We start from the raw sequence: 24,897 nt of genomic DNA, 5'->3' as shown, positions 1-24,897 counted from the left end.
CGAGGGCCATCAGGAGCGGGTCAGGTGCGCTTGAACTGGCTCAGTACAAAGAGGGTGGTGGCGCAGACTACGACCGAGGGACCGGCCGGGGTGTCCTGATACCAGGAGAGGGCAAGGCCCCCCAGCACGGCGAGACAGCCGGTCAGGGCGGCAAAGCCGGCCATCTGCTCCGGGGTCTGGCTGAAGCGGCGGGCGGTGGCGGCGGGAATGATCAGCAAGGAGGTGATGATGAGCGCCCCGACGAACTTCATGGCCACGGCGATGACCAGGCCTATCAGCAACATCAGCACGCAGCGCAGCACATCCACCCGTACCCCTTCCACCCGGGCCAGCTCTTCCGAGATGGTCATGGAGAGCAGGGGCTCCCAGAGTCGCCACAGGGTGAGCAGCACCAGGGCGCCGCCGCCGTAGATCCAGAGCAGGTCCATGGGCTGCACCGAGAGCAGGTCGCCAAACAGGTAGGCCATCAGGTCCACCCGCACGTTGTCCATGAAGCTCAGGGTGACCAGACCCAGCGACAGGGCGCTGTGGGCCAGAATGCCGAGCAGGGTGTCGGTGGCGACCTGCTGGTTGCGGCTCATGATGACCAGCAGCATTGCCATGGCGAGGCAGCAGACCACGACCGCCAGGGTGAGGTCCACCTGCAGCAGGATGCCGAGGGCGATGCCGAAGAGGCAGGCATGGGAGAGGGTGTCGCCAAAATAGGCCATCTTGCGCCACACCACGAAGCTGCCCAGGGGCCCGGCCAGCAGGGCGATGCCGAGTCCGGCCGCGAGGGCGTATAACAGAAAGCTGTCCACGTGAAGATCCTAGTTGTTGCGAGAGGGCAGGCGGATGACGGGAGCCTGCGGTTCATGATGATGGTGTTCGCCATCGCAGTGGTGATGGTGGGTATAGACCGCCAGCACCTCCCGCTCCGGCCGCCCGAACAGGCGGGCAAATTCCGGGTGCCGGGCCACGCTCTCCGGCTCGCCGTGGCAGCAGACGTGGCGATTGAGGCAGATCACCTCGTGAGTGCTGGCCATCACCAGGTGCAGATCGTGGGAGACCATCAGCACGGCGCAGTGGAACTCGGCGGCCAGCTGGCTGATGAGGGCATAGAGCTCGATCTGGCCCGTGATATCTACCCCTTGCACCGGTTCGTCCAGCACCAGCAGCTCGGGTTTGACCAGCAGGGCGCGGGCCAGCAGCACCCGCTGCATCTCGCCACCGGAGAGCTTTTGCATCCGGTTGTCCAGCAGATCCTGGGCACCGACCCGATTGAGCGCCTCCTCGATGGAGAGGCGGCTGTTCTTGCCAAGTTGCAGGAAGCGGCGCACCGTCAGGGGGAGGGTGGGGTCCAGATAGAGGCGCTGGGGTACATAGCCGACCCGCAGATCGCGGCGGCGAACGATGTCCCCCGAATCTGGGCTGAGCAAGCCCAGCACCAGCTTGCTCAGGGTGCTCTTGCCCGCCCCGTTGGGGCCGACCAGGGTGGTGATTTTGCCTTTGTTCAGGGTAAAGGAGACCTTGTCGAGCACGAGTCGTCCGTCAAATGAGAGACAGACCTCTTTCAGCTCCACCAGTTGGGTCATGACAGCTCCGGGGTTTACAGCCTGTGAGAGTTATAATATAACAGCGACGTTGGTTTGTTATATTATCACACACACACACCCTGACGAGACCTCTATGCGAATTCTTGCTCTGATCACTGCCCTGATGGCGGTGAGTCTGCCTGTCCGTGCCCTCGAGGTGCTGACCACCATCAAACCCCTGGGCTTCATCGCGGCGGCGATCACCGATGGTGTGAGCGAGCCCGGGGTGCTGCTGCCCACCGGTGCGTCGCCCCACGATTTTTCCCTGCGCCCTTCCGACATGCGCAATATCAAGGAGGCCGATCTGGTGGTGTGGGTCGGTCCCGAGCTGGAAGGCTTCATGGCCAAACCCCTGGCCCAGCATCCTCATGTATTGACCCTGACCCAGGTTCCCGGCATGCCGCTGTACAACTATGCGACCCAGGGGGAACATGACGATCATCACCATGATGACAAGGATCATGACCATGCCGCCCACGACCACGGCTCGCACGACGAGGGCCATGAAGGGCACTACCACGAAGGGGTGGATCCCCACATCTGGCTGGGTCCAACCCAGGCCAAGGTGATTGCCAAGGCGATCGCGACCGAACTGGGCAAGCTGGATCCTGCCAACCAGGCGCGCTATGCCGCCAATCTCGCGGCCTTCGAGGGCAAGGTTGACGCCCTGGACAAGGTGATCGCCGTGCAGATGAAGGCGGTGGATCAGAAGGGCTACTTCGTGTTCCACGAAGCCTATGGATACTGGGAGCGTCACTACGGCATGAGCTCCAAGGGACACTTCACCGTGAGCCCGGAGCGTCGCCCGGGAGCCAAGACGCTGATTGACATCCGCAAGGCGCTGGAAGAGAAAAAGGCGAGCTGCATCTACGCCGAGCCGCAGTTCTCCCCGGCGGTGATCGAGTCGGTTGCCCGCAATACCGGGGCCAAGGTGCTGCTGCTGGACGAAGTCGGCGAGCGGGTGCCGCTCGGTCCGGACGGTTATCCGCAATTCATGCAGCAGTTGGCGGATGCCTTCGCCCAGTGCCGCTAGGCCTTGCCCGACATTGACGATAGAGGCGGCGCGGCCAACTATACTGACCTCCAGCATCTGATATGGAGTGTCAGTCATGAAATGGTTGCTCATCTCTGCCTGCACGCTGACCCTGCTGGGATCCGGCATACAGGCATCCGGTCTTTCCGAACACATCGCCAGCCCGGAACTCAGGGCAAAAATGCAGGCGGTCTATGGCGCCAGAGCGATCCAGCGGTCCGAGGCCTTCTCTCGTCTGCTGACGCCAAGGGCCGGAACGACGGACCAGCAGAAGCTGGAGCTGGTGAACAACTACTTCAACAACCTGACCTACAGCGAGGATCCCAGACTGTGGGGGGATGATGATTATTGGGCCAATCCGCTGGAGTTCATCGGGGCGAGAGGGGGGGATTGCGAGGACTACAGCATCGCCAAGTACTACACCCTGATGGAGCTGGGGGTCGACGAGAAGAAGCTGCGGCTGGCCTATGTGAAGGCAATTCGTTACAACCAGTTCCACATGGTGACGTTGTACTTCCCGACCATCAAGTCAGATCCCCTGGTGCTGGACAACATCAATGGCCGCATCCTGCCGGGGAGCAAGCGCAATGATCTGCAGCCGGTTTACAGTTTCGATGCCAAAAGCATCTGGATCATGAAATCCCGCCGCGAGGGAACCCTGGCGGGGAGTGCCGATCGCCTGGCCCAGTGGACCTCGATGCAGAGCCGGTTCTCCAGCGAGCATCTGCGCTCCCCCCGTCGCCAGCTATAACTTGCCCGCCGCCTTCAACTCCTCGAAATATTTTCCCGCGCCCGGATGCTGTTCGACACTCAGCACCGGGCCTATTTTGTTGCGCGCCTTGTGAAACAGGTTCGCATAGCCATAGGTCTGTTCGTTGAAACTGGTTTGCTGGCTCAGCATGGCCCGGGTCAGCCGATAGACCTCGTCATCGGGAGTGGCGGCATTGGTCACCAGGGTGGCGGCGATGGCGAAGGTGGGGGTTGCCTTGAGGTTGCCCGGGTAGATGCGTGCCGGCACCTGGCTGCGCTGGTAATACCTGACCCCTTTGAGCAGCTGGTCCCTTACGGGCCCCTCGATCGCCAGGAAGCGCACGGCGCAGCGCTTGGCGGTGTCCAGCACGATGCGGTTGGGATGACCCATGACAAGGCCATAGGCATCGATCTGTTTATTGCACAACGCTTCGGAGAGATTGGCGACGCTCTTCAAATCGAGATCCTGCTCCTTTGCGCCCAGAACATTGAACAGGGCCAATGCCGTTTGACGAGTCCCTGAACTCTTCAGGCCCATGTCGATGGGGGCCAGCTTGAGCTGCTCCAGGGTGGTGATATCCCCATCGGCTCGCACCACTATGGTGAAAGGTTCGGCGTGGGTGGCAAAGAGCGCCCTCAGCTCGGGTTGTGGCTGGGCAGCGAAAGGCCCGGTGCCCTGGCTGGCCTGATAGAGCCAGTCGGACTGGACGAGCGCATAGGGTACCTCTCCCGTTTTCAGCTGGCGGAGATTTTCGATGGACCCGGAGCTGGCCTGTAGTTTGCAGGGCATCGTGGGGTCACTTTTTTTGGCCAGTCTGCAGAACTCCTTGATGACCTGGTAATAGATGCCTTGCTCCCCCCCTGTGCCTATGGTCATGGTGGTCGCGTGCAGGGTCGGTTGCCACAGCAGGGCGAGCAGCAGCAGCGGGATCCTCATGATGCATTCTCCTGAGTGGCATAACCATCGATGCCCCAACTGCGCAGCATGTCCACATCGCTTACGTCGCCGGCTTCCGCCAGCAAGGTGTAGCCGGAAGCATGGAGGCATTGGGAGAGCAGGTTCCAATAAAGGGGGGACTGGGTGAGCTGGCAACTGATGAAGACGGGTCTGATGGGGTCGAGCCTGGCCAGATTGTCGTTGTTCATCGGGATGTTGCTGAATGCCAGCTCAATCCCCTGGGACTGGAGTGCGGTCAGTCGTTCCTCGGCCAGGGGGGGGAAGATCGCCAGATCCCAGCGCCAGTCCAGCGTCTTGCCACGAGCGCTGGTCAGCACGGGGGCAAACTGCGCCCAGTCTGGGTGGCCGAGCAGGCTGAGAGGCAGCTGGAGCCCTTCCGCCTTCTGGGTCAGCCAGTTGTTGAGCAGCCCCCGAATTTCATCCGGCGAACTGTCCGTGGTGGGGGGGGGCTTGGGTAGCAGGCGGCTGTAGAGCCTGATACTCCCCTGAGTGGAGAAGAAATGCTGCTGATAGGTGTTGCCATCGGTGTCGACCAGCCCAACGAGCTTCTGGTGGGTCGGGAGAGCGTCGTGCTTGCCAAGCTGGGTGATCTTGAGCCGCTGTTGCAGCAGGTCCCGCTTGCGTTCAGAGACCAGCTGGTTGATGGAGACAACGACTTCCTGCAATTCGCGAAGCCACGGGGTTGGCAGGTTGCCGCTGAACTGGCGTTTGCGGATCCGGGCCAGTTGCAGACTGATCTGTTCGAGGGGGCGCAGCAGGCGGCGGCACACCCAGGTGATCACCAGGCTGAACACCAGCAGGCCGGCGAGCAGCGCAAGTCCGGTACGACTGATGGCGTTCCACAGATGCTGGTAGGCGTAACCCTTGTGTCCCTCGAGCGTGAGGGTACCGAGAATGCGCCAGCCGTCGGTCAACTCCTGCTCAATCTTGACCGGTGGCATGTCGATAACTGAGGGGAGCCAGCCTGGAACATTTTGCTGTGCGGTGTGGAACACCTTCTGGAACAGCACCTGGCCATCCGGATCCAGCAGAACGACGGAGTTGACGAAGCCTCCGTCGAACATGGCGTTCACTATGGTCTCGGCAAGGACCTTGTCATCGTTGAGCAGAGTGCCCTGCAGCACCAGCCCCAGTGCGGTGATGGCGGTTTCAAGGTTGGCCGACATCTGGTCGAGAATAGACTGTCGTACCGTCGTGATCTCCAGCACGAGCAGCAGCGCGGCGCCGATGGTGAAGAGGATTAGGATGATTACATTTAACAATTTTGCCAATGACATACCCACTCCATGGAGATGTTTTTGCAACATTTTCTGGGCCGGAGAGCACCACAACCGGACTTGGTTCTTAAAAATAGAAAAAAATGGCTGAAAATGACGATCATTTCTGCCCATGCTGGAAGGTTATGCATAAAATGTGAGTTTCGTGCATGGAGCTATGAACTTTTTGTAAGTATTTAGGTCTAAAAGCCAGATATTCGGTTTTCATAATAAAAACTCATAAAAACAGACCCACAACCACCACCCTTAGATCTAATAACAGGATAGCGGATGAAACGTCTCCGTCCCTTGGTAGCCCAGGCTGCCAATTGGGAACCCCCGGTTCCCCGCAAGCATTTCTATGCCATGCTATTGCTCACGGCCATGACGCTGTCAGCGGTAGCCGTATTGCCAGCTCCCGGTGACATCCTGGAGCGGCCACTGCGTCTGGAGTTGCCGATCGCCACCACGGGCACCGCAACCAACGAAGACAACACCGACTTCAACGACATTCCGGATCACGAGCTGGTCGAGTCAGCCGCTCCCGAAGACGACATCCCGGCGGATGCCACGCCTCAATGGCAAGATTACCGGGTTCGCAATGGCGAGAACCTGACCACCATCTTCAACAACCTGGGGCTGTCCACCACCACCCTCTACAAGGTGCTGGATGCGGATGCCAAGAACAACCTGGCGCGTCTCAAACCCGGTCAGACCATCGAGTTGCTGATCGATCAGGACAACATTCTGCAGCAGTTGAAGATCCGCCTGAACATCAAGCAGACCCTGGTGCTGGAGCGTACCGACGACACCTATAGCGCCAACATGCTCAATGAAGAGGTAGAGTGGCAGCAGAAGAGCTATGACGGTGTCATCAACGGCAGCTTCTACGTCAGCGCCCGCAATGCCGGTATCCCGGCCAACTACATCCAGAAGATTGCCAACCTGTTCCAGTGGCGCCTCAACTTCGCCAAGGATTTGAAAAAAGGTGACAAGTTCAAGGTGCTGGTCCGTCAGGAGACGGTCGACGGTAAGAGTACGGGCAATACCCAGTTGCTGGGGGTCGAGGTGTTCAGCCAGGGCAAGGCCGTGTCAGCCTGGTTGTCGGAAGATGGCAACTATTATGACGGTCAGGCAAACAGCCTGGAGCGCGGCTTCCGCCGTTATCCGACTCATAGCCGTTACCGGGTCAGCTCCAGTTTCAACCCGAATCGCCGTCATCCCATTACCGGGCAGGTCCGGCCCCATGAGGGGACCGACTTTGCCCTGCCGGTAGGCACGCCCATCATGGCGACCGGTGATGGTGTGGTCCTCAAGGCAACCAGCCACCCGCTGGCAGGCACCTATATTGTGATCAAGCACGGCCGTACCCTGATGACCCGTTATCTGCACCTGAGCAAGCTGCTGGTCAAGCCGGGTCAGAAGGTGAAGATGGGTGACAAGATTGCCCTCTCCGGCAACACGGGCCGCTCCACCGGTGCTCACCTGCACTACGAGGTGCGCATCAACAACCGCCCGGTGGATCCCATGAAGATCAAGCTGCCGATGGCGGAGCCGCTCTCCGGTAAGGACAAGCGTCAGTTCCTCGCCAAGGTGAAGAGCTACCGCAAAGAGATGGAGGCGGGCTGAACGGCTCCCTCCTGACGAAAAAGGCCCCGCAAACTGGCGGGGCCTTTTCATTGCAGAACGGCTTCAATAACCCTTGTCAAAGTCGATCCTGCCGTCCAGCTGCTGACCATCGATGAAGCGGATGTAGTTGCGGATGAAGATCTGGGCCACATCTTCCGGGAAGCTGTAGGCGCTGTTGTGGGGCGTCACGATGAGATTGGGCTGGTGCCAGAGCGGGCTGTCAGCGGGCAGGGGTTCCTGCTCGAACACATCGAGCACCGCCATGGCGGGCTTGCCGGCTTGCAGTGCCGCCAGCAGATCCCCCTCATGGACGGCATTGCCCCTGCCGACGTTGAAGAAGATGGCGCCCGGTTTGCAGTGGCCGAAGCGTTCGGCGGTGAAGAGATGGCGTGTCTCGCGGGTGGCGGGCAGCACGCTGACGATGACATCGGCCTGGGCCAGCATCTTGTTGAGTGCCGGCAATTGGTACACCTGATCGAACCCGGCACGCTCACGGCCACTGTGGCTGATGCCGAGCACCCTCATGCCAAAATGTTTGCCGGTGTGGGCGATATGCTGCCCTATGCTGCCGGTGCCGAGCAGCAGCAGCGTCTTTCCCTTCAAGCCCTGATAGGGATGGCTCTGCCAGACGCCCTGTTGCTGCTGCTCGCGATAGAGTGGCAACTGGCGGGTCAGGCTGAGCAGATGGCCGAACACATACTCGCTCATCAAGGGGCCGAAGATGCCGCGGACATTGGTGAGCAGGTAGTCGCGGCGGCAACTGGCGTCCAGCAGTACGTCGACCCCGGCATAAGTGGACTGGAGCCAGCTGAGCTTGCCGGCCTTGGCCAGCAGCGGCTTGGCCCGGGCAGGCTCGGCCATCAGGATATGAGCGTCACCGATAAGCTGTTCGGCCTCGGCCTGATTGTCGGCCCGAAGAATGTGCAGATGGGGAAGATGGGCCGCCTTGAGCAGGCGTTCATAGTGGCTGTTGTCCTGACTCAACAGCAGCAGGGTACGTTGGCTCATACTCTTGTTCCTTATCGTGTTTATGGCAAGGCGAGAGGGATGCTGTCTCCATCTTACCCCAGTTGATCGGGCAAGATAGTCGAGCAGGGCGCTTTTTCATTTTTAGACGGGGCCCTCGTGGGCTACAATCTGCCCCACATTTTGCAAAGGATCCGACTCCAGTGTTTGGTGACAAGTTTTATAAGCGACTGGCCGAGCTGCAGCCCTGGCAGCAAACCGTCTATACCCTGGCGCTGGCAGAGCGCATGTACCCCAACTATGTGCTCTTTACCCAGGCCTCCGGTTTCGGGGATGCGAGGGCATTCCGTCACGCGCTGGATCAGATGTGGAACTACCTGACGGTCAAGGGATCCCGCGTCAATCTTGGTGCCATTCTGGAAGCGTTTGAAGTCTACATTCCCGATCCCCGCAAGTTTGAATCCTACGGCGCCTATCCGGCACTGGACGCCTGCGTGGCGCTGGGTTGTGCCTACAACTCGGTGATCTGCCGGGTGGGGGAAGAGGCCAACGACGCCAGCCATGCGTCTGTCGGCACGGTCGCCGGCTTCATAGAGATGCTGGAAGAGCGGGATCTCAGCGATGAGGAGCTCTATGAGCACGAGTACATGGAGGCCGAGCTGGAGTTCCAGGTCGAACTGCTCAAACGGGTGGCCCATGAACGGGACAGCGATCGCATCCTTGCCATCCGCGCCTTCGCGGCCCAGGACGGCGTCTCCAACATCGGCATCAGCCTGGAGGCGTAACGCCATCGCGTACTGCCCATAGAAAAAGCTCCCGGTCGGGAGTTTTTTTTATCTCTGAGCGTTCATTTTTTGGTGTGTGAGAAAGCATTTATGCATTTTTTTCAAATGGTTAACTTTTTTTCTCCTGATTCTTAGGGGCCATTCGTTGCTGTTGTAAGCTCGCTTCTATTGGTTGCACTTGACAGAGAATCACCGACGAGAACAACTCCATTACTGAGGTCATCTATGAATGCAACAGAGCTTTGGCTGCTTTCCCCCGAGCAATTCAACGAGTGACGGCGTGAGAACGATTATCCCCGTATCTGGGCGCTGCTGGTGGCGTCGCTGCCCCATTTCGACGACTGGATGGCGGAGCAGAAGATAGAAAAAAGCGTGATCTTCCAGATCGGCATCGCCCGCTTCATCAGCTCCCGCTGCGTGCTGAGCCTTTGTGTCTACATGAGCGACGACAAGGTCCGCCTGTATGAGAGCGCCTCGAGTGCACTGGAATCCCTGCGCAAGAGCGGCCTCATCCGCTCGGAGACCCGTTTCGAGCCTTACAGCATGTGGCTGGCGGGAAAACATGGCAATGACGAGGTGAAACGGGTGCAAAGCCTGCTTTCGGTCTCGGAGAACAACAAGGGGGAGGCCCAGGTGCTGGGCAAGCATCGTTTGCTCAACATCGGCGGTGTTACCCTCAAAAGCCCCATCATCTCCGGCCGGTTGCTCGATTTCACCTGCCTGGACGAGCTCTCGCTGGATGGGGCCGTCAACAACTCCAAGGTTTATCTGTGGCACTGCTCGGCCAAGGGGGTCAGGGTCAATGGCGGGGTGATCGGGCTCGATCTGTTCGACTCTCTGCTGTGGGACCACAGGGCCTGGGCCAAGAAACGGGAGCTGGCGCTGGAGGACGGGGTCTTTCAGGACTTCACCATAGAGTGCGAGGAGATCCGCTTCCACTCCTCCCGGGCGGTGCTGAAAAACTTCAGCGTCAGCGCCAAGAACTTCGATGCCACCATGGAGCACACCAACCTGGACAAGGTGGAGGTGGTCTACAACGACAATGGGCGGATCGACCACAACGAGGCGAGCAAACTCTATCGCAATGCCAAGCGCCTCTTCTCCAGCGTGGGTGACACCGTCGATGCCGGCGAGTGTTACTACAAGGAGAAGCTGCACGAGATGAAGTCCCTGGCGAGCCCGCGGGAGCTGTTCCGGGAGCGCTGGTTGCGAAGCGGTCCGATGACGAAGTGCTGGCTCTCCCTGTTGTGCTATCTCAAGTGCGCGGGCAAGTTCATCAGCTTCATCACCTGGGGGTTTGGGGAGCGTCCCATCAGAAGCCTGTTGATGTCGATGGGGGTGATCCTGCTGGCGACCCTGACCTATTTCCTGGCGCCGGAGTCTGCAACCCACGGCCATCTGGGGCGCTCTCTCTATTTCAGCATCGTCACCTTCGTGACCCTGGGTTATGGGGACATCTCCCAGACCTCCTCGCCGCTGCAACTGCTGTCGGCCATCGAAGCCTTCTGCGGCATGTTCCTGACAGGTCTCTTCCTCGCGGGTTTTGCCTCGAAAACCAAGCAGTATTGACGGGAGCGCCGGCGGCGGGTGCCATCAGTGCCCGCTTCCGGTGCCCTCCTGCTGTCTTCCCATCCCTCCCGGCTGGCCCGGCGACTCTGCTTGACGCAGCGGCGGTGGAGCGACTTTATTTAAAGTCATCGCATGCCATGGCAAGCGATGGAGCCACCAGCGCCCGGACATGACGCAATCAGAGGAGAAAGCCCGGTATCGATCCGCCAACCACCGATGTAGAGAAGGAATAACGCTATGATATTGAATCACTTATGGGGATTGTATGCCCATCCCCACACCGAATGGCATACCATAGACGAGCGGCACGACAGCTTCAGAAACAGTCTGACCCACATCCTGCTCGTGGCCCTTATCCCTCCCATCTGCGCCTACTATTCCGCCGTTCACATCGGCTGGAGCATCGGGGTCGGCGATCCCATCACCCTGACCGCCAACAGCGCATTCAAGCTGTCGGTCGCCATGTACGTGACCCTTATCATCGGCGTGCTGGCACTCTCCTATCTGGTGCACTGGATGGGGCATACCTTCGGCTCGGATCCCAGCTACACGACCTCGCTGGAGCTGGCGGCCTACACCTCCACGCCACTCTTCATGGTGGGCTTCTCCGCTTTCTTCCCGCATCTCTGGTTCGTGATGCTCATCGGTTTGGTCGGGCTGACCTATTCCGTCTACCTGCTCTATATCGGCGTACCCATCCTGATGCACATCACCAAGGAGCAGGGATTCATCTACGCCAGCTCAGTGGTGACGGTCGGCCTGGTGCTGCTGGTCTGCGTGCTGGCTGCCACGGCCATCCTGTGGGGATCCGGCTTCGGTCCCGTCTTCACCCAGTAGCCGTGCGTGCCGACGGCAACGACGACAAGGGCGCCTTGATGGCGCCCTTGTCGTTGATCTCTCGCCTGGTCGGCGTGTCTTTGCCAGACCCGGGAGGGAAGTCGTCTGCGTTGATCAGCGGGGATTGCCGCTGCCGATGCCGAACGGGATGCGGTAATCGCTGCTCTGATCGCCGAGGCTGACGGTCAGGTTGCCCTGGGCGCGGCTCGGGATCTGTACCTGTTGGGTACCCATCAGGTTGGCGTGGACGGAGGCCACCAGATCACCGGATTCATCGCGCACCTCCAGCATGGGGTTGGCCTTGCCGGCCATGGCGGCGCCAGCATGCCAGTTCACGAACAGCACACCCGGGGTGGCATTGAAGTCGGCGGGGACGGAAGCCTGGGCAACACCGGCACTCATCAGGCCTGCAACGGCCAGCATCTTGATCACGTTTTTCATGTTCATTCACTCTCTTGGTTTTTATGTCATTGGCAAGGCCTGACAGGCCTGCATCAATGCATCCTTGCAAGAGGTCATTCAAATGGTGTGTTGTTTTGTCACGGATGTTTGTCGCCCATATGTATGGGGGACTGCCATGAACGACCAGTTGTTTTGCGGCTTGGCGCTCCTGCCTAAGCGATGTGTGAATATTAAGCGCCTCACCCGGTCATTGTTAGCGAGATAAACTGGCCTACACGTTCAAAAAATATGAATGATGTTTTGTGGGGAGGAAGCAGGCCGGTTGGAGGGGAGTCACCCTTCAGGAGAGAGGTGCATGTCCCAGACCTGACACCGGATTGTCACATCCGGTGCGTACTGTGCGGCTTCATTTTCACACTGGTTCAAGGATGACTATGTTTCGCGTCTCTTCCCTTGCCGCCTGCGTGGCGGCCACCCTGCTGAGCGGCTGCCATTCGGGCAACGACTCCTCCTCGCCTGCCGTCGGCGACTATCAATACAGCACCAAGGCGGTCTATGCCGCCCGTCAGGCAATGAACAGCTATGAGGTGGCCCCTGAAGGCTTTAGTCCCGTCTTCACTGAACTGGTGGCACGCCATGGCTCCCGCTCGCTGTCCAGCCCCAAATACGATGTGCTGACCAAGCTGGTGTGGGAGGAGGCCGCGAGACAGGGGGCCTTGACCGAGCTGGGCCAACGGCTCGGCGCCAAGGTGGACGCCGTCACGGCCGCCAACCAGACCCTCGGCTATGGCCTGCTGAGTGCGCTCGGCAAGGAGGAGCACGCCAACCTGGCGACCCGGCTCGCCGAACGGCTGCCCACCCTGCTGACCACTGAATCGACTCCCCTCTGCCTCAAGGTCGAGACATCGGGCAAGGATCGCGCCAACGAAAGCGCCTACTTCTTCATGCAGAGCCTGGCCAAACGGGTCTCTCTGGTGACGGACAGCCCCGACTGTTACGTCAGCCAGGAGAACCCTTCCGAGATCGACAAGGGGCTGCGCAACAAGTTCGAGCTCTACTTCCACAAGACCGAGCCGCAGGGGGAGTACACCCGGTATCTGCCCACCTTCCAGGCCTATCAGGCCTTTGTCGGGGACGAAGACAACGGGGTGGCTCCCGCTCCCGAGCTGACCGAGGCCCTCGATGCGCTCAAGGCCCTGCCCAGGACCCGGGTGATGGCCCGCGAGATGCTCGAGCGTCTCTACAGCAAGGCCTTCGTCGACGAGCTGGCCGCCGGGGTGGATTATGTGGCGGTGAACCCGGAAGACGGCGGCAAGACCCATGTGCGCGACGAGGTGGACGCCGCCCTCATGCTCTACAACCTCTTCATCATCGGCCCGGGGATGATCCGGGAGGCGCAGGCACAAGGCGGGTCCTGGGATCTCGAGCAGTTCATCACGCCAGAGGAGTCTGCCTGGTTCTCCTACCTTTCCGATGCCGAGGACTTCTACGAGAAAGGACCGAGTCTTGCCAGCCAGAGCGCCACCTACGCCGTGGCCCAGCCCCTGCTTGACGGCCTCTTCAACGAGGTACAGACCCAGGTGGTGGAAGAGGCGGGCGAGCATGTCGCCAAGCTGCGCTTTGCCCATGCGGAGACCCTGATCCCGCTGGCGGCCCTGATGAAGCTGGCAGGGAGCCGCCAGAGCGCCCAGCCCGGCGTGTTGATGAGCCAGGAAAACAACGAATGGCGTGGCGGCTGGGTCTCTCCCTATGCGGCCAACATCCAGTGGGATGTCTACCGCAACGAGGCCGGCCGGGTGCTGGTGAAGATGCTTTACAACGAGAAGGAGCTCGCCTTCAAGGCAGGTTGCGCCCCCATTGCGGTGGGCAGCTTCTTCTATGACTTCGGCGAGCTCAAACGCTGTTACGACTACTCGTCCTGACGCTCTCGTGCCATCCCCGGGGCCGGTCATCGCCGGCCCCGATTTTTTTTGGTTCAGGCGGAGCCGGCTTGTCGACGACCCGCCTGCCAGGTGGTGCCCATGGAGGCGGCGATGATGGCGGTTATCCCGAGCCATTGGGACGGGGGCAATTGTTCGCCCAGCCATACCAGTCCCATCAAGGCTCCCATGGCCGGTTCACCGCTGGTGAGAATGCCGTAGCTCTTGAGGGGAAGGCGGCGTAGGGCAAACATCTCGAGAGAGTAGGGGATGGCGCTCGAGAGCAGCCCCACCCCGATGATGGTGAGGATCACGGGGACGGTGAATGACGCCTCGATCGCACCCTCCAGCCCGAAGGGCAATACCAGCAGGGTGCCCACCCACATGCCCAGCGCCGGAGCCTGTGCGCCCAGCAAGGCTCCTGCCCGCTTTCCGGTGAGCATATAGAGCCCCCAGAAGAGGCCAGCCCCGAGAGCCAGTGCTGCACCCAGGGGATCGATGGCCTGCTGTGTTGCCCGCAGGGGCAAGAGCAGCAGCAGCCCGGCGATGGCCAGTATCAGCCAGATGAAGTCTGCCCGGTGGCGTGAGGAGAGCAGGGCCACCGTCAGGGGGCCGATGAACTCGATGGCCAGGGCTACGCCGAGGGGAATGCGTGCGATGGCCAGATAGAAGAGCAGGTTCATGGCCCCAAGCGACAGGCCGTAGGGGATGGCGCCCAGCAGGGTGCGTCGGTCGAGGGGGACACGCCAGATGCGAAACACCAGGGAGAGAAGGAGGGCGGCGCACCCCAGCCGGAACAGGGTCGTGCCTGCGGCTCCGAGCAGGGGAAACAGGGATTTGGCCAGGGAGGCGCCGAGGGTGATCGACAGCATGGCGAGCAGGACGGCCAGAAGAGAGGAGAGGGTATTGGGATTGGGTTGCATGGTATTGATACCGAGCAGGACGATGGGCAGTAAAATATATCTGGAGACTTGGGTAAAACCGGTCTAATACTGGCCTTGTGCGATAATTTTTATCTAATGAACCCCATGACCGACAAATTTGATCTGCTCATCCTCGCCGAGCTGCAACAGGATGCCCGTCTGCCCACGCCGGAGCTGGCCCACAGGGTCGGTCTTTCCGCCCCAGCCTGCTACCGCCGCGTCCGCGCCTTGCGGGAGTCCGGTCTCATCGAGCGGGAAGTGGCGCTGGTGGCACCGTCCACCATGGGCTGGCCCATCACCATGCTGGTGCTGGTGACCCTGGAGCGGGATCATGGCCGCATCGTCGATGAGATGATCGCCAGCCTGCAGCGGGAACCCGAGGTGATGGATCTCTGGTATGTGACGGGGGAGCAGGACTTCGTGCTGCAAGTGGCCGCCAGGGACATGCAAAGTTACGAGCAGTTCACCCGTCGGGTGCTCCATGCCAGGGATCAGGTACGCAGTTTCAAGACTCTGGTGGTCATGGGACAGCACAAGCGTTGCGGCGCCCTGCTGCCCGGGTAAAGAGGGGGTTGCGCCGAAGCCTTGCCGGCATTGCGGGAGCGCCGTCAGGGAAACGAACAGGGGCAGGTACGGCCTGCCCCTTCTGTGTCAGCCAGGTTCTCCGGGCGCCAGCTCCTCTGCCGTCATGGGGCGCAAGACCCGGCAGGGATTGCCGACCGCCACCACGCCTGCCGGAATGTCTCTGGTGACAACGGACCCCGCCCCGATGACGCTGTTGTCCCCTATGGTGACGCCCGGGCAGATGACGACGCTGCCCCCAATCCAGACGTTGTTGCCGATACGCACCGGCTTGCCGAACTCCACCCCCTTGATGCGCGGCGCTACCGCCACCGGGTGGGTAGCGGTGTAGATCTGCACTCCGGGGGCCAGCAGCACGTTGTCGCCTATGTGTACCTCGCACACATCCAGGATGGTGCAGTTGAAATTGGCGTAGAAATTCTCGCCGACAAAGATGTTGGCGCCATAGTCGCAGAAGAAGGGGGGCGTGATGAAACAGCGTTCTGCGCGGCCACCCAGCAGGCGGGTGAGGCGCTCATCCCAGCCAGGGGCATCGGTTCGCTCCCGGTTCAGTTCTCCCAGCAGGGCGCGGCACTGCTCCCGCGCAGCCCGCAGTTCGGGGTCCCCTGCATCATAGGGCGCTCCCGCCACCATCTTTTGCCACTCGGGGCCACGCACGGCGGGCCGCTGCACTGTTGTTGCGTCAGTCATCACTGCTCCATCAGCCAGATCAGGGATTCGTAAGGGCGCAGCTTGCAGGATTGCGGGCGGGCCGGGCTATCCGGGTAGTTGCCAAGCAGCAGTCGCCCCTCCCCGCTTTGCAGCTCGGCAGGCAAGGCAAACTCCACCGGCTCGCCGTAGAAGTTGCTCACCACCAGCAGGGTCTGACCGTGGGCGCGGCGGGCATAGGCCCAGATCTGCGGGTGCCCGGTCAGCAGCTCCTGATAATCCCCCTGAGTGAAGATGGGGTGCGCCTTGCGAAGGGCGATGAGATCCCGATAGTACCAGAACACCGAGTGCTGGTCGGCGAGCGCCGCCTCGGCGTTGATCTCGGGGTAGTTGGCGGCTGGCTTGAGCCAGGGCATCCCGCTGGTGAAACCGGCGTTGGGGGCGGCACTCCACTGCATCGGGGTGCGCGAGTTGTCCCGGGACTTGGCGCCGAGAATGGCGAGGATCTCGGCCTCGCTCATCCCTTCAGCCTGCTTGATGGCGAAGATGTTGCGGCTCTCCACATCCTGATAGTCGTCGATGTGCTGATAGCCGGGGTTGGTCATGCCGATCTCCTCCCCCTGATAGATGTAGGGGGTGCCTTGCAGGCCGTGCAGCGTGCTGGCCAGCATTTTGGCGGCGACCACCCTATGCTCGCCCTCATCGCCGAAACGGGAGACGATGCGCGGCTGATCGTGGTTGCACCAGAAGAGCGCCGACCACCCCTTGCCATGCATACCGCTCTGCCAGTGGTTGAAGATGCGCTTGAGTTCGAGGAAATCGAACGGGGCCTTGGTCCACTTGTCGCCGCCCGGGTAATCCACCTTGAGGTGATGGAAGTTGAACACCATGGAGAGCTCGGAACCATCCAGCGCGCCATAGCGCTGGCAGTGTTCCAGGCTGGTGGAAGACATCTCGCCCACCGTCATGGCCCCCACGGGGGCGAAGACGTCGCGGCTCACATCCTGCAAAAATTCGTGGATGCGCGGCCCGTCGGTGTAGAAGCGGCGGCCATCCCCCACCTCGTCGTCAGGGAACGCCTGATTCTTGGAGATGAGGTTGATAACGTCGAGGCGGAAACCGTCCACCCCCTTCTTGGCCCAGAAGTGGATGATGTTTTTCACCTCGGCACGCACCGCCGGATTTTCCCAGTTGAGATCCGCCTGCTCGCGGGCAAACAGATGCAGGTAGTACTGGCCGGTGGGCTCATCCAGCTCCCAGGCGCTGCCACCAAACTTGGATTGCCAGTTGTTGGGCACGCCGCCATCCACCGGATCGCGCCAGATGTAGTAGTCGCGATAGGGGCTGTTTTTATCCCCCAGCGCCGACTTGAACCAGGCGTGCTCGGTGGAGGTGTGATTCACCACTATGTCCATCACGATGCGGATGCCGCGCGCATGGGCGGCGCCCAGCAGGGCCTCGAAGTCGGTCATGGTGCCGTAGGCGGGATCTATGTTGAGGTAATCGGCGATGTCGTAGCCGTTGTCCACCTGGGGGGAGACGTAGACCGGGGTCAGCCAGAGGGCATCGACGCCGAGGGTCTTGAGGTAGTCGAGGCGGGCCATGATCCCCTTGAGATCACCGGTGCCACGGGCGCCGGAATCCTGAAAGCTCTTGGGGTAGATCTGGTAAATCACGGCGCTTTGCCACCAGGGTGTCTGTGTCATGGTTGGTTCGCTCATTGGTTGAAACCGGATTAGTTGGAACAGGGCAACGATAAAGGGCGGAGCCAGGGCTCCGCCGAGGTTGTGTGGATCAGGCCGTGGCCAGATCCAGCTTGCCGGCAGCCTGCTGGCGCTTGTAGACCAGCAGGGTCAGCAGGGCGGGGACCACGATGGCCACCAGCATGGCGATGGCGTAGATGCCCCAGTATTGCGGCTGGATGGAGAGGATGCCCGGCAGGCCGCCCACCCCGATGCCGTTGGCCATCACCCCGGCGAAGCCGCAGATGAGAGCCGCACAGCTTGAGCCCACCATGGCGCACAGCATGGGGAACTTGTACTTGAGGTTGATGCCGTACATGGCCGGCTCGGTCACCCCGAGATAGGCGGAGATGGCGGCCGGGACCGAGATCTCCCGCTCGTTCTCCTTGCGGCTGATCAGGATGATGCCGACGACCGCAGACGCCTGGGCGATGTTGGAGAGGGCGATCAGCGGCCAGATGGGGGTGCCGCCCATGCTCTGCATCAGTTGCAGGTCCACCGCGTTGGTGGTGTGGTGGATGCCGGTGATGACCAGGGGCGCATAGAGGAAGCCGAACAGGGCGGCGCCGATGGGGGCAAACGAACCCGTCATGGCCGCCTTGGCGGCAAAGCCGACGCCGTCACCAATCCAGCGGCCGAACGGACCGATCAGGGCGTGTGCCACGATCACCGCCAGCAGCAGGGAGATGAAGGGCACAATCACCAGGTAGAGATAGGCCGGGATGATGCGCTTGAGGCTGGTCTCCACCCAGGCGAGGAAGACACCCGCCAGCAGGGCCGGAATGACCTGGGCCTGATACCCCACCTTCTGGATGACGAAGAGGCCGAAGTCCCACACTTCCGGGGTCTGCTGGCCGATGCCATAGGCGTTCATCAGTTGCGGCGACACCAGCGTGATACCCAGCACGATGCCGAGGATCTCGGAGCCGCCCATCTTCTTCACCGCAGACCAGCAGACACCCACCGGCAGGAAGTGGAAGATGGCTTCACCCAGCAGCCAGAGGAAGGCGTGCACCTGGGCCCAGAACTGGCTGATCTCGGTGAGGGTGTGGGTGCCGTCGTCGAACATCTTGATGTCGCCGATGACGTTGCGAAAGCCCAGGATCAAACCACCGGTGATGATGGCGGGCAGCAGGGGGACGAAGATCTCGGCCAGGTGGGAGATGCCGCGCTCCAACGGGTTCATGTTGTGGCGGGCGGCCTGCTTGGCGGCCTCCTTGCTGCCACCGCTCACGCCGATCTCCTGGGTGAGCGCCTTGTACCACTGATCCACCTCGTTGCCGATCACCACCTGGAACTGGCCGCCCTGGGTGAAGCTTCCCTTCACCGAAGGGATGGTCTCGATGGCCTTGGGGTCGGCCTTGGCCGGATCGGCCAGCACGAACCTGAGCCGGGTCAGGCAGTGGCTGACAGTGGTGATGTTCTCTTTGCCGCCGATCCGCTCGATCAGCTGCGCCAGATGCTGTGTGTTGACTTTTGACATGAGCCTTCCCTCTGTGACTCCATGAATAATGGTCGTGTCTTTACCGGCTGGCCAAGGACCGCCCGTTTATTGGTATCGTTCCCAATCAGCATTAAGCCAGTGGTTGGCATCGGCAATGGGAACGTTCCCAATTCGTGGCGCTGGTCACAAAAAGCGCAAAACGCCGGGAATGGAGGAAAAGATAGACTACAGGGGCTGACAGGGGGCGATGGTTGCTCTGGGGGGCTGCCCCTCTTCAATCTGGTCGAGCAGCTGTCTGGCGGCCAGGATGCCGGCGTCCTTGTAGCCGAAATCCAGGCTGAGGGTGTTGGCAAAGAGGAAAGTCAGCATGGGATTGCTGCCAAGGCCGCTCACCAGGATGTCGGTGCGACCCTGCTCCTGCAGGTATTTGGCGGCGCCGATGGCCAGGGTGTCGCTGGCGCAGACCATGGCCTGGGTGGTGGGGGTGAGCAGCTCGGCCGCGAGCCGATAGCCGCTTTGCAGACCGAGATCCCCGAGGGCGCTGCGGGGCGTGCGCCCCTGTTCCCGACAGTAGTCGAGGTAAGCCTGATGCCGACGCAGCCCAGTGGTGAGATCGCTGCGCTCCACCCCGAGATAGGCGACCTCGGTCAGGCCACGCTCCCCGAGGTGGGCGAGCACGGCGCGCACCGCCCCGTCATCGTCGAAGCAGACCGACGAGAAGCCGGGGCGCTCGCGGGCCATCAGCACCAGTTTCTCCCTGAGCGACGCCATGGCGGCATAGTCCAGATCGTTGAAGGCAAACAGGATGATGCCGTCCACCCCGCGCCGCTCCAGCACCGCCAGGTGCTCGCTCACCTTGGCGGGGGAGAACTTGCTCTCCATCAGCACAGCGTCGTAGCCACGCTGGTAGAGGGTCTCCAGCATGCCGCGCACCGCCTGGTTCTCGGAGCTGGAGTCGAGGCGCGACACCACGATGCCGACCACCTGCTGGCTCTGGCTGCGCATGGCCCGCGCCGATTTGCTCGGGACGAAACCGTGCTGGGCGATCACCGATTCGACCCTGGCCCTGGTCTGGGCATTGACCTTGGGATCCTGATTGAGCACCCGGGAGACGGTCGACTTGCCGACCCCGCTGAGGCGAGCGATATCGAGGATGGTCAGTTTCTTTTCCATGGGGGATCCGTGACAGGGGAGGGCGACAATCGGGATGCAGACATTGTTGTGATTAACTCCTGTGAATACAAGCCCATGGCGTTAGAATGCCCTTTCCCAGGCGACTTTCTTCGCCGTTGCACAGGACGCGCATCATGTATCTGTTGGCAAGTCTGCACTTCTCTCTCTCCATCACGGGCCCCATCTGTCTGGTGCTGGTACTCGGCATCTGGCTCAAGCGGCTGGGTCTCTTGCCCGACAGCTTCGTCGAGTCCGCCTCCCGTCTGGTGTTCCAGGTCACCCTGCCAGCTCTCTTGTTCCTGAGCATGGTGCGTACCGATTTTTCCACCATGCCGAGCCCCTGGCTCATCCTCTATGGCCTTCTCGGTACCCTCGCCGGTTTCCTGGTGCTGGAGGTGCTGGCGGCCCGTTTCATCAGCGAGCAGAAATTGCGGGGCATCTTCGTGCAGGGCAGCTTTCGCGGCAACATGGGGATCATGGGGCTGGCCTATGTGCAAAACGCCTACGGCCCGGAGGGGATAGGGGCCGCCGCCCTGCTGGTGGGCTCCATCACAGTGCTCTACAACGTGCTCGCTGTGATCACCCTGACCCGCAGCCTGGGGGGCGGAAAGGGGCTCGCCCCCATACTCAAGGGGATCGTCAAAAACCCCCTCATCATCGCCATTCTGGCGGCCCTGCCCTTCGGTCTGCTCGGCATCGAACTGCCCCAGCTGGTCATCACCACGGGCAACTATTTCGCCAACATGACCCTGCCGCTGGCCCTGCTGTGCACCGGCGCCAGCCTCAACCTCAAGGCCCTGCGCGGCGGCGCCATGCTGACCGGCTGGGCCATGGTCAACCGGTTGTGCTGCATCCCCGTGCTGCTGGTGCTGGGGGCCTGGGCGCTCGGCTTCAGCCCGCAGGCCCTCGGCATCCTGTTTCTCATCAGCTCAACCCCCACCGCCGCCGCCAGCTATGTGATGACCCGCGCCATGGGCGGTGACAGTGCCCTCGCGGCCAACATCATCGCCACCACCACCCTGGGCTCGCTCGTCACCACCAGCCTGGGGGCCGCCCTGATGAACTACCTGGGACTGATGGGGTGATGGGGCGCCGCCATGATGCACGACCCGGGGTTGACGGGATCGGCATTCACCCTTGACCTTGCCGGAGGCGGCAGCTTTAGGCTGATGTCACATCGACAGAGGAGAGAGCCCATGACCATCGAACTCACCGTTACCGGCATGTCCTGCGGCGGTTGCGCTGCCAGCCTGCAAAAGGCCCTGATGGCTCAGCCGTCAGTTCGCACCGCCACGGTCGACTTTGCCAGCCGCAAGGCCGTCATCGAGAGCGAGCTGAGCAAAGCCGAGTTGATCGCCCTGATCGAGGCGAGAGGCTTTCAGGCAGAGTGAATTATCACTTAATTGGTATAAATCAGACTAATATTCTGTTTACTTCTTTTTATTGGTGGGAATGATCACTTAAATCCCATTTAAAAAGAATAAAAATGCTGCAATTCCCTCATCCAAAAGGATTGCAGCATGACCCTTCCCATTCGCAAGACCCTGATCGCCGCCGTACTCGGCCTGACCTTCTCCCCCATGGCCATGGCGCTGCCCAGCGTGCACATTCTAGCCACCGGCGGCACCATCGCCGGGGCGGGCCAGTCTGCCACACAGTCCAACTACGAGGCCGGCAAGGTGGCCATCGAGACGCTGATCGCCGCCGTGCCCGAGATGAAAAACGTGGCCGACGTGCAGGGTGAGCAGGTGGTCAAGATCGGCTCCCAGGACATGAACGACGAGGTGTGGCTCACGCTCGCCAAGCGGGTCAACGCGCTGCTGGCCAGGGATGACGTGGACGGCATCGTCATCACCCACGGCACCGACACCATGGAGGAGACCGCCTACTTCCTCAATCTGACCGTCAAGAGCGACAAGCCGGTGGTGCTGGTGGGCGCCATGCGCCCCTCCACCGCCATGAGCGCCGACGGCCCCATGAACCTCTACAACGCCGTGGTGACTGCCTCTGACCCCGCCTCCAAGGGGCGTGGCGTCATGGTGGCGATGAACGACACCGTGCTGGATGCCCGCGACGTCACCAAGACCAACACCACAGGAGTGCAGACCTTCGCCTCCCCCAACTTCGGCCCGCTCGGCTACATCCACAACGGCAAGATCGACTACCAGCGCAGCCCGGCCCGCCAGCACACCAGCAAGACCCCGTTCGACGTGAGCAAGCTCGACAAGTTGCCCCAGGTCGGCATCGTCTACAGCTACGCCAACGCCTCGGACCTGCCGGCCAAGGCCCTGGTGGATGCCAAGTTTGACGGCATCGTCAGTGCCGGGGTGGGCAACGGCAACCTCTACCACACCCTGTTCGACACCCTGGCCAAGGCGAGCAAGTACGGCTTCGTCGCCGCCGAGACCCTCAACCCGCAGAAAGCGCGGGTGCTGCTGATGCTCGCCCTGACCCAGAGCAAGGATCCGGCCCAGATCCAGCGCTGGTTCCAGCAGTTCTAAGACCTCGGCTCGGTCTGATTGACACTACCCCGTGAGATGAAGGGCAGGATGGGATCCTGCCCTTTCTTGTTGCGCCAGAGGCAGAGGCCGGCCCTCAGCTCATCATCAGCCAGCCGCAGAAACTCAGGTAAACCAGCCCCACCAGGGCGAGCCTGCCCGCCGTCATCCGCTCCCGACTGAACCCCCTCCACAGCAGCGCGACTGCCAGCAGCGTCACCAGGGAGGAGGCCATCATGGTGCTATCCAGCAGCCAGGGGGTGAACAGCAGGCAGAACGCCTTGGGAATGGTGCCCTGGATCATCATGGCCCCCGAGATATTGGCCAGTGCCAGCCGGTGTTTGCCCTGCCGCACCCAGATGAGCACGTTCATCAGCTCGGGCATTTCGGTGGCCACCGGGCTCAGCAACAGGGCGGCCACTACCGGCGAGAGGCCGAACAGCTCGCCCATGTTCTCCAGCTGGTGAACGAACAGCTGGGCCGCCAGCGCCACCACACCGAGCGCCACCAGGGTTTGCAGCAGCACCTTGCCGAGCGCCGGGATCCTGGCGTGCGGATCCAGCTTGAGGGGGGAGGGCAATTCCGCATCGTGGCTGTCGGTCTGTTTCAGCTCACGTCGCACATAGAGGAGGTACATCAGCACGAACAGGGGGGCCAGCCAGGTTTTACCGGTGAAGGCCACCATGCCAAGCAGCACGGCCAACAGGAAGATGCCGGCAAACCAGGCCTGATCGCGGCCTATCTCCCGCTGCACCTCGCCATTGATGGCTCTGTGCTCCCGGCTCATGCACAGCAGCAGGGTCACGCCGACGGCAGCATAGCCTATGGTAGCCAGCACCAGCGGGCCGCCGAGGGCCGCACCTATGCCTATCAGCTGCTGGGCGGGGGCATCCCCCATCAGCAGCGCGGTCAGGGTGACGATGCATTCGGGCAGGGCCGTGCCGAGGGCAGCCAGCAGAGAACCGGTTGCACTTTGGGACAGTTTGAAATGATGGCCGGTCCATTCGATGCCGTTGACGAAGTATTCGCAGGTCAGATAGATGGTGATGGCAGAGATCAGAAATAACAGCAGGGTGATCAGCATGATGAGTAACCGCCAGGCGAGCAGAACAACCGATGGACCCGATACGGCTCGCCCGGCTGGCGTGCATATCGAGGCCAAAGGTCTTGCAGGACGATAGGTGCTATCGCCGCCCATGCCATGGATCTGTGGATCCAAGAGTGTTGACATGGGCCCTGCCCGGATTTCGGGCGGGTTGCTACTCCCCAGTGACAGTGCGGGCTTTTTACCAAGTGGCTCGGTGAGGGGCAAGGCCAACAGGGGATGATCCGCGCGACAAGTTGTAAAAGGATGTGACAACCCCTCGACTCTCCCGTCCGGGATCCTGATCTTTTTACGGGGATCCTTGTGCTGGCACAGCGATTGCTATGAGTTGGCTACTGTCCACATTGACTTGGGAAGGGTGAACGATGAAACGGTGGATCCAACATTTTTACCAGCTTAATCGCCTCAACTGGCTGATGGTCTGGCTGCTGCTCTGCTGCAGCATCATCCTGCTGTTTCCGGCCGGATTGATGAAAGGCGCCGTGAGCCAGTGGGCCACGGCTCATGCGGCCTGGCTTGGGGTCGGCATGTTGATCGCCATCTCCTATTTCTGCAGTCAGGGCTTCCTGATCGCCTGGGAGTGGGCCTGTGACGAGTGGCAGTCCCGCCGCCAGCAGGATCAACTGGCCCAGATGATTGGCTTCCTCGACTTCAACGAGAAGGCGGTGCTGCGGGAGTTCGTACTGCAACGGAAAAGCGTCATAAACCTGCCGATCACCGAACCCGCCGTCAAAAACCTGATGGATGCCGGCGTGCTCACCTACGCCTACGGCAAGCCGGCGCGAGAGAAGGAGGACGAGAACCAGATCCGTGCCCTGATGATCGCCCTGCCGGCGCGCCCTCTGCTGACCTACAAGGTTCTGGGACTGTCGCGGGGCAAGATGAGCGACGAGCAGGTGGAGCAGATCATGAATGCCAGGCCCAAATTCGCGCAGAAAAGCCTCCAGCGCTGACCTTCTCCCCCCATGAAAGAAAAGAGCCGGACATCTGTTCCGGCTCTTTGCTGTCTGGCGTTGCTTATTCGGTTCTCATGTACAGAACCTTAAGCGGCAAGCGAATTAATAATACCGTCTAACGTGTTGTTTTGCTTGGATTTTCTCTGCC

23 protein-coding genes, 1 pseudogene and 1 riboswitch are annotated in these 24,897 nt (G+C 61.2%); of the genes and pseudogenes, 12 read left to right on the top strand and 12 right to left on the bottom strand.

The window, feature by feature from the left end:
* Window positions 1-20 precede the first annotated feature (20 nt).
* On the bottom strand, window positions 21-800 hold the full coding sequence (gene znuB / locus OKB81_RS06665) for a zinc ABC transporter permease subunit ZnuB (RefSeq protein WP_160837526.1): 780 nt from the start codon (window positions 798-800) through the stop codon (window positions 21-23).
* Window positions 801-809: 9 nt separating this feature from the next.
* The gene (gene znuC, locus OKB81_RS06660; protein ID WP_069651971.1) at window positions 810-1,574 is read right to left on the bottom strand and encodes a zinc ABC transporter ATP-binding protein ZnuC; all 765 of its coding nucleotides are present in this window, start codon (window positions 1,572-1,574) and stop codon (window positions 810-812) included.
* A gap of 94 nt (window positions 1,575-1,668) precedes the next feature.
* Here znuC and znuA point away from each other — a divergent pair, with 94 nt between their 5' ends.
* Together znuA and OKB81_RS06650 are read left to right on the top strand one after the other, a co-directional pair.
* The gene (gene znuA / locus OKB81_RS06655; protein ID WP_160837525.1) at window positions 1,669-2,607 is read left to right on the top strand and encodes a zinc ABC transporter substrate-binding protein ZnuA; all 939 of its coding nucleotides are present in this window, start codon (window positions 1,669-1,671) and stop codon (window positions 2,605-2,607) included.
* A 76-nt stretch (window positions 2,608-2,683) separates the two neighbouring features.
* Window positions 2,684-3,358 (top strand): transglutaminase-like cysteine peptidase, encoded by a 675-nt coding sequence (locus OKB81_RS06650; protein ID WP_104455202.1) that lies wholly within the window; start codon window positions 2,684-2,686, stop codon window positions 3,356-3,358.
* Here OKB81_RS06650 and OKB81_RS06645 read toward each other — a convergent pair.
* Window positions 3,353-4,294, bottom strand: a complete 942-nt coding sequence (locus OKB81_RS06645; protein ID WP_042014953.1) for a TAXI family TRAP transporter solute-binding subunit — start codon at window positions 4,292-4,294, stop codon at window positions 3,353-3,355. The two genes, OKB81_RS06650 and OKB81_RS06645, sit on opposite strands and share 6 nt — an antisense overlap.
* Window positions 4,291-5,592, bottom strand: coding sequence for a LapD/MoxY N-terminal periplasmic domain-containing protein (locus OKB81_RS06640; protein ID WP_160837523.1), 1,302 nt, complete (start codon window positions 5,590-5,592; stop codon window positions 4,291-4,293). The genes OKB81_RS06645 and OKB81_RS06640 overlap by 4 nt, the downstream gene beginning before the upstream one ends.
* Window positions 5,593-5,862: 270 nt before the next feature.
* On the opposite strand from OKB81_RS06640, the gene mepM reads away from it, so the two are divergent.
* Window positions 5,863-7,200, top strand: a complete 1,338-nt coding sequence (gene mepM / locus OKB81_RS06635) for a murein DD-endopeptidase MepM (protein WP_160837521.1) — start codon at window positions 5,863-5,865, stop codon at window positions 7,198-7,200.
* A 63-nt stretch (window positions 7,201-7,263) separates the two neighbouring features.
* On the opposite strand, the gene OKB81_RS06630 is transcribed toward mepM, so the two are convergent.
* Window positions 7,264-8,208, bottom strand: coding sequence for a D-2-hydroxyacid dehydrogenase (locus OKB81_RS06630; protein WP_043152907.1), 945 nt, complete (start codon window positions 8,206-8,208; stop codon window positions 7,264-7,266).
* Window positions 8,209-8,369: 161 nt separating this feature from the next.
* Here OKB81_RS06630 and OKB81_RS06625 point away from each other — a divergent pair, with 161 nt between their 5' ends.
* The 3 genes and pseudogenes from OKB81_RS06625 (at window position 8,370) to OKB81_RS06615 (ending at window position 11,357) form a co-directional block, all read left to right on the top strand.
* Window positions 8,370-8,951, top strand: a complete 582-nt coding sequence (locus OKB81_RS06625) for a YjaG family protein (RefSeq protein WP_042864483.1) — start codon at window positions 8,370-8,372, stop codon at window positions 8,949-8,951.
* A 225-nt stretch (window positions 8,952-9,176) separates the two neighbouring features.
* A pseudogene (locus OKB81_RS06620) lies at window positions 9,177-10,520 on the top strand (potassium channel family protein).
* Window positions 10,521-10,757: 237 nt separating this feature from the next.
* Window positions 10,758-11,357, top strand: a complete 600-nt coding sequence (locus tag OKB81_RS06615) for a Yip1 family protein (RefSeq protein WP_029314835.1) — start codon at window positions 10,758-10,760, stop codon at window positions 11,355-11,357.
* 114 nt (window positions 11,358-11,471) lie between these two features.
* Here the strand turns inward: OKB81_RS06615 and OKB81_RS06610 are convergent, their stop codons facing one another.
* The gene (locus tag OKB81_RS06610) at window positions 11,472-11,804 is read right to left on the bottom strand and encodes a hypothetical protein (protein ID WP_160837519.1); all 333 of its coding nucleotides are present in this window, start codon (window positions 11,802-11,804) and stop codon (window positions 11,472-11,474) included.
* 383 nt (window positions 11,805-12,187) lie between these two features.
* Here OKB81_RS06610 and OKB81_RS06605 point away from each other — a divergent pair, with 383 nt between their 5' ends.
* Window positions 12,188-13,681, top strand: a complete 1,494-nt coding sequence (locus OKB81_RS06605; protein ID WP_270662556.1) for a histidine-type phosphatase — start codon at window positions 12,188-12,190, stop codon at window positions 13,679-13,681.
* A 53-nt stretch (window positions 13,682-13,734) separates the two neighbouring features.
* Here OKB81_RS06605 and OKB81_RS06600 read toward each other — a convergent pair whose 3' ends face one another.
* Window positions 13,735-14,601, bottom strand: coding sequence for an EamA family transporter (locus tag OKB81_RS06600; RefSeq protein ID WP_160837515.1), 867 nt, complete (start codon window positions 14,599-14,601; stop codon window positions 13,735-13,737).
* A gap of 105 nt (window positions 14,602-14,706) precedes the next feature.
* On the opposite strand from OKB81_RS06600, the gene OKB81_RS06595 reads away from it, so the two are divergent.
* Window positions 14,707-15,165 carry an Lrp/AsnC family transcriptional regulator gene (locus tag OKB81_RS06595; RefSeq protein ID WP_039039724.1) on the top strand — a complete coding sequence of 153 codons (459 nt, stop codon included), beginning with the start codon at window positions 14,707-14,709 and terminating at the stop codon, window positions 15,163-15,165.
* A gap of 87 nt (window positions 15,166-15,252) precedes the next feature.
* Here OKB81_RS06595 and OKB81_RS06590 read toward each other — a convergent pair whose 3' ends face one another.
* From OKB81_RS06590 to treR, 4 genes are all read right to left on the bottom strand, one after another.
* The gene (locus OKB81_RS06590) at window positions 15,253-15,873 is read right to left on the bottom strand and encodes a sugar O-acetyltransferase (RefSeq protein WP_029314833.1); all 621 of its coding nucleotides are present in this window, start codon (window positions 15,871-15,873) and stop codon (window positions 15,253-15,255) included.
* On the bottom strand, window positions 15,873-17,537 hold the full coding sequence (gene treC, locus OKB81_RS06585; protein WP_160837513.1) for an alpha,alpha-phosphotrehalase: 1,665 nt from the start codon (window positions 17,535-17,537) through the stop codon (window positions 15,873-15,875). The genes OKB81_RS06590 and treC overlap by 1 nt, the downstream gene beginning before the upstream one ends.
* A gap of 88 nt (window positions 17,538-17,625) precedes the next feature.
* Window positions 17,626-19,056 (bottom strand): PTS trehalose transporter subunit IIBC, encoded by a 1,431-nt coding sequence (treB, locus tag OKB81_RS06580; protein WP_039039721.1) that lies wholly within the window; start codon window positions 19,054-19,056, stop codon window positions 17,626-17,628.
* Between the two features lie 186 nt (window positions 19,057-19,242).
* On the bottom strand, window positions 19,243-20,190 hold the full coding sequence (gene treR, locus OKB81_RS06575; protein ID WP_160837511.1) for a trehalose operon repressor TreR: 948 nt from the start codon (window positions 20,188-20,190) through the stop codon (window positions 19,243-19,245).
* 134 nt (window positions 20,191-20,324) lie between these two features.
* Between treR and OKB81_RS06570 the strand changes: the two genes are divergently transcribed.
* The 3 genes from OKB81_RS06570 to ansB all read left to right on the top strand — a co-directional run bounded on the left by OKB81_RS06570 (window position 20,325) and on the right by ansB (window position 22,691).
* Window positions 20,325-21,275: an AEC family transporter gene (locus OKB81_RS06570; protein WP_160837509.1), complete on the top strand. Its 951-nt coding sequence runs from the start codon at window positions 20,325-20,327 to the stop codon at window positions 21,273-21,275.
* A 111-nt stretch (window positions 21,276-21,386) separates the two neighbouring features.
* Window positions 21,387-21,581, top strand: a complete 195-nt coding sequence (locus OKB81_RS06565; protein WP_160837507.1) for a heavy-metal-associated domain-containing protein — start codon at window positions 21,387-21,389, stop codon at window positions 21,579-21,581.
* Window positions 21,582-21,710: 129 nt separating this feature from the next.
* Window positions 21,711-22,691 (top strand): L-asparaginase 2, encoded by a 981-nt coding sequence (gene ansB / locus OKB81_RS06560; RefSeq protein WP_160836688.1) that lies wholly within the window; start codon window positions 21,711-21,713, stop codon window positions 22,689-22,691.
* A 94-nt stretch (window positions 22,692-22,785) separates the two neighbouring features.
* Here ansB and OKB81_RS06555 read toward each other — a convergent pair whose 3' ends face one another.
* Window positions 22,786-23,772, bottom strand: coding sequence for a sodium:calcium antiporter (locus OKB81_RS06555; protein ID WP_160836686.1), 987 nt, complete (start codon window positions 23,770-23,772; stop codon window positions 22,786-22,788).
* 88 nt (window positions 23,773-23,860) lie between these two features.
* Window positions 23,861-23,968, bottom strand: a riboswitch (yybP-ykoY riboswitch).
* Between the two features lie 190 nt (window positions 23,969-24,158).
* On the opposite strand from OKB81_RS06555, the gene OKB81_RS06550 reads away from it, so the two are divergent.
* Window positions 24,159-24,746, top strand: coding sequence for a superinfection exclusion B family protein (locus tag OKB81_RS06550; protein WP_041213974.1), 588 nt, complete (start codon window positions 24,159-24,161; stop codon window positions 24,744-24,746).
* Window positions 24,747-24,897 lie beyond the last annotated feature (151 nt).

Source organism: Aeromonas sp. QDB56 (assembly GCF_027705505.1).
In the GTDB taxonomy this organism is placed as follows: Bacteria; Pseudomonadota; Gammaproteobacteria; order Enterobacterales; family Aeromonadaceae; genus Aeromonas; species Aeromonas caviae.
The sequence above is the reverse complement of the archived record's forward strand: the minus strand, read 5'-3'. Positions and strand labels throughout refer to the sequence as shown.

What these genes read in the sequence shown, in the direction of transcription:
- OKB81_RS06565 (WP_160837507.1), top strand. Translation starts at nt 21,387, where the DNA reads ATGACCATCGAACTCACCGTTACCGGCATGTCCTGCGGCGGTTGCGCT.
- znuA (WP_160837525.1), top strand. Translation starts at nt 1,669, where the DNA reads ATGCGAATTCTTGCTCTGATCACTGCCCTGATGGCGGTGAGTCTGCCT.
- znuC (WP_069651971.1), bottom strand. Translation starts at nt 1,574, where the DNA reads ATGACCCAACTGGTGGAGCTGAAAGAGGTCTGTCTCTCATTTGACGGA.
- OKB81_RS06630 (WP_043152907.1), bottom strand. Translation starts at nt 8,208, where the DNA reads ATGAGCCAACGTACCCTGCTGCTGTTGAGTCAGGACAACAGCCACTAT.
- OKB81_RS06570 (WP_160837509.1), top strand. Translation starts at nt 20,325, where the DNA reads ATGTATCTGTTGGCAAGTCTGCACTTCTCTCTCTCCATCACGGGCCCC.
- OKB81_RS06645 (WP_042014953.1), bottom strand. Translation starts at nt 4,294, where the DNA reads ATGAGGATCCCGCTGCTGCTGCTCGCCCTGCTGTGGCAACCGACCCTG.
- OKB81_RS06600 (WP_160837515.1), bottom strand. Translation starts at nt 14,601, where the DNA reads ATGCAACCCAATCCCAATACCCTCTCCTCTCTTCTGGCCGTCCTGCTC.
- OKB81_RS06555 (WP_160836686.1), bottom strand. Translation starts at nt 23,772, where the DNA reads ATGCTGATCACCCTGCTGTTATTTCTGATCTCTGCCATCACCATCTAT.
- OKB81_RS06640 (WP_160837523.1), bottom strand. Translation starts at nt 5,592, where the DNA reads ATGTCATTGGCAAAATTGTTAAATGTAATCATCCTAATCCTCTTCACC.
- treR (WP_160837511.1), bottom strand. Translation starts at nt 20,190, where the DNA reads ATGGAAAAGAAACTGACCATCCTCGATATCGCTCGCCTCAGCGGGGTC.
- treB (WP_039039721.1), bottom strand. Translation starts at nt 19,056, where the DNA reads ATGTCAAAAGTCAACACACAGCATCTGGCGCAGCTGATCGAGCGGATC.
- mepM (WP_160837521.1), top strand. Translation starts at nt 5,863, where the DNA reads ATGAAACGTCTCCGTCCCTTGGTAGCCCAGGCTGCCAATTGGGAACCC.
- OKB81_RS06650 (WP_104455202.1), top strand. Translation starts at nt 2,684, where the DNA reads ATGAAATGGTTGCTCATCTCTGCCTGCACGCTGACCCTGCTGGGATCC.
- OKB81_RS06590 (WP_029314833.1), bottom strand. Translation starts at nt 15,873, where the DNA reads ATGACTGACGCAACAACAGTGCAGCGGCCCGCCGTGCGTGGCCCCGAG.
- OKB81_RS06550 (WP_041213974.1), top strand. Translation starts at nt 24,159, where the DNA reads ATGAAACGGTGGATCCAACATTTTTACCAGCTTAATCGCCTCAACTGG.
- treC (WP_160837513.1), bottom strand. Translation starts at nt 17,537, where the DNA reads ATGACACAGACACCCTGGTGGCAAAGCGCCGTGATTTACCAGATCTAC.
- OKB81_RS06605 (WP_270662556.1), top strand. Translation starts at nt 12,188, where the DNA reads ATGACTATGTTTCGCGTCTCTTCCCTTGCCGCCTGCGTGGCGGCCACC.
- OKB81_RS06595 (WP_039039724.1), top strand. Translation starts at nt 14,707, where the DNA reads ATGACCGACAAATTTGATCTGCTCATCCTCGCCGAGCTGCAACAGGAT.
- ansB (WP_160836688.1), top strand. Translation starts at nt 21,711, where the DNA reads ATGACCCTTCCCATTCGCAAGACCCTGATCGCCGCCGTACTCGGCCTG.
- OKB81_RS06610 (WP_160837519.1), bottom strand. Translation starts at nt 11,804, where the DNA reads ATGAACATGAAAAACGTGATCAAGATGCTGGCCGTTGCAGGCCTGATG.
- OKB81_RS06615 (WP_029314835.1), top strand. Translation starts at nt 10,758, where the DNA reads ATGATATTGAATCACTTATGGGGATTGTATGCCCATCCCCACACCGAA.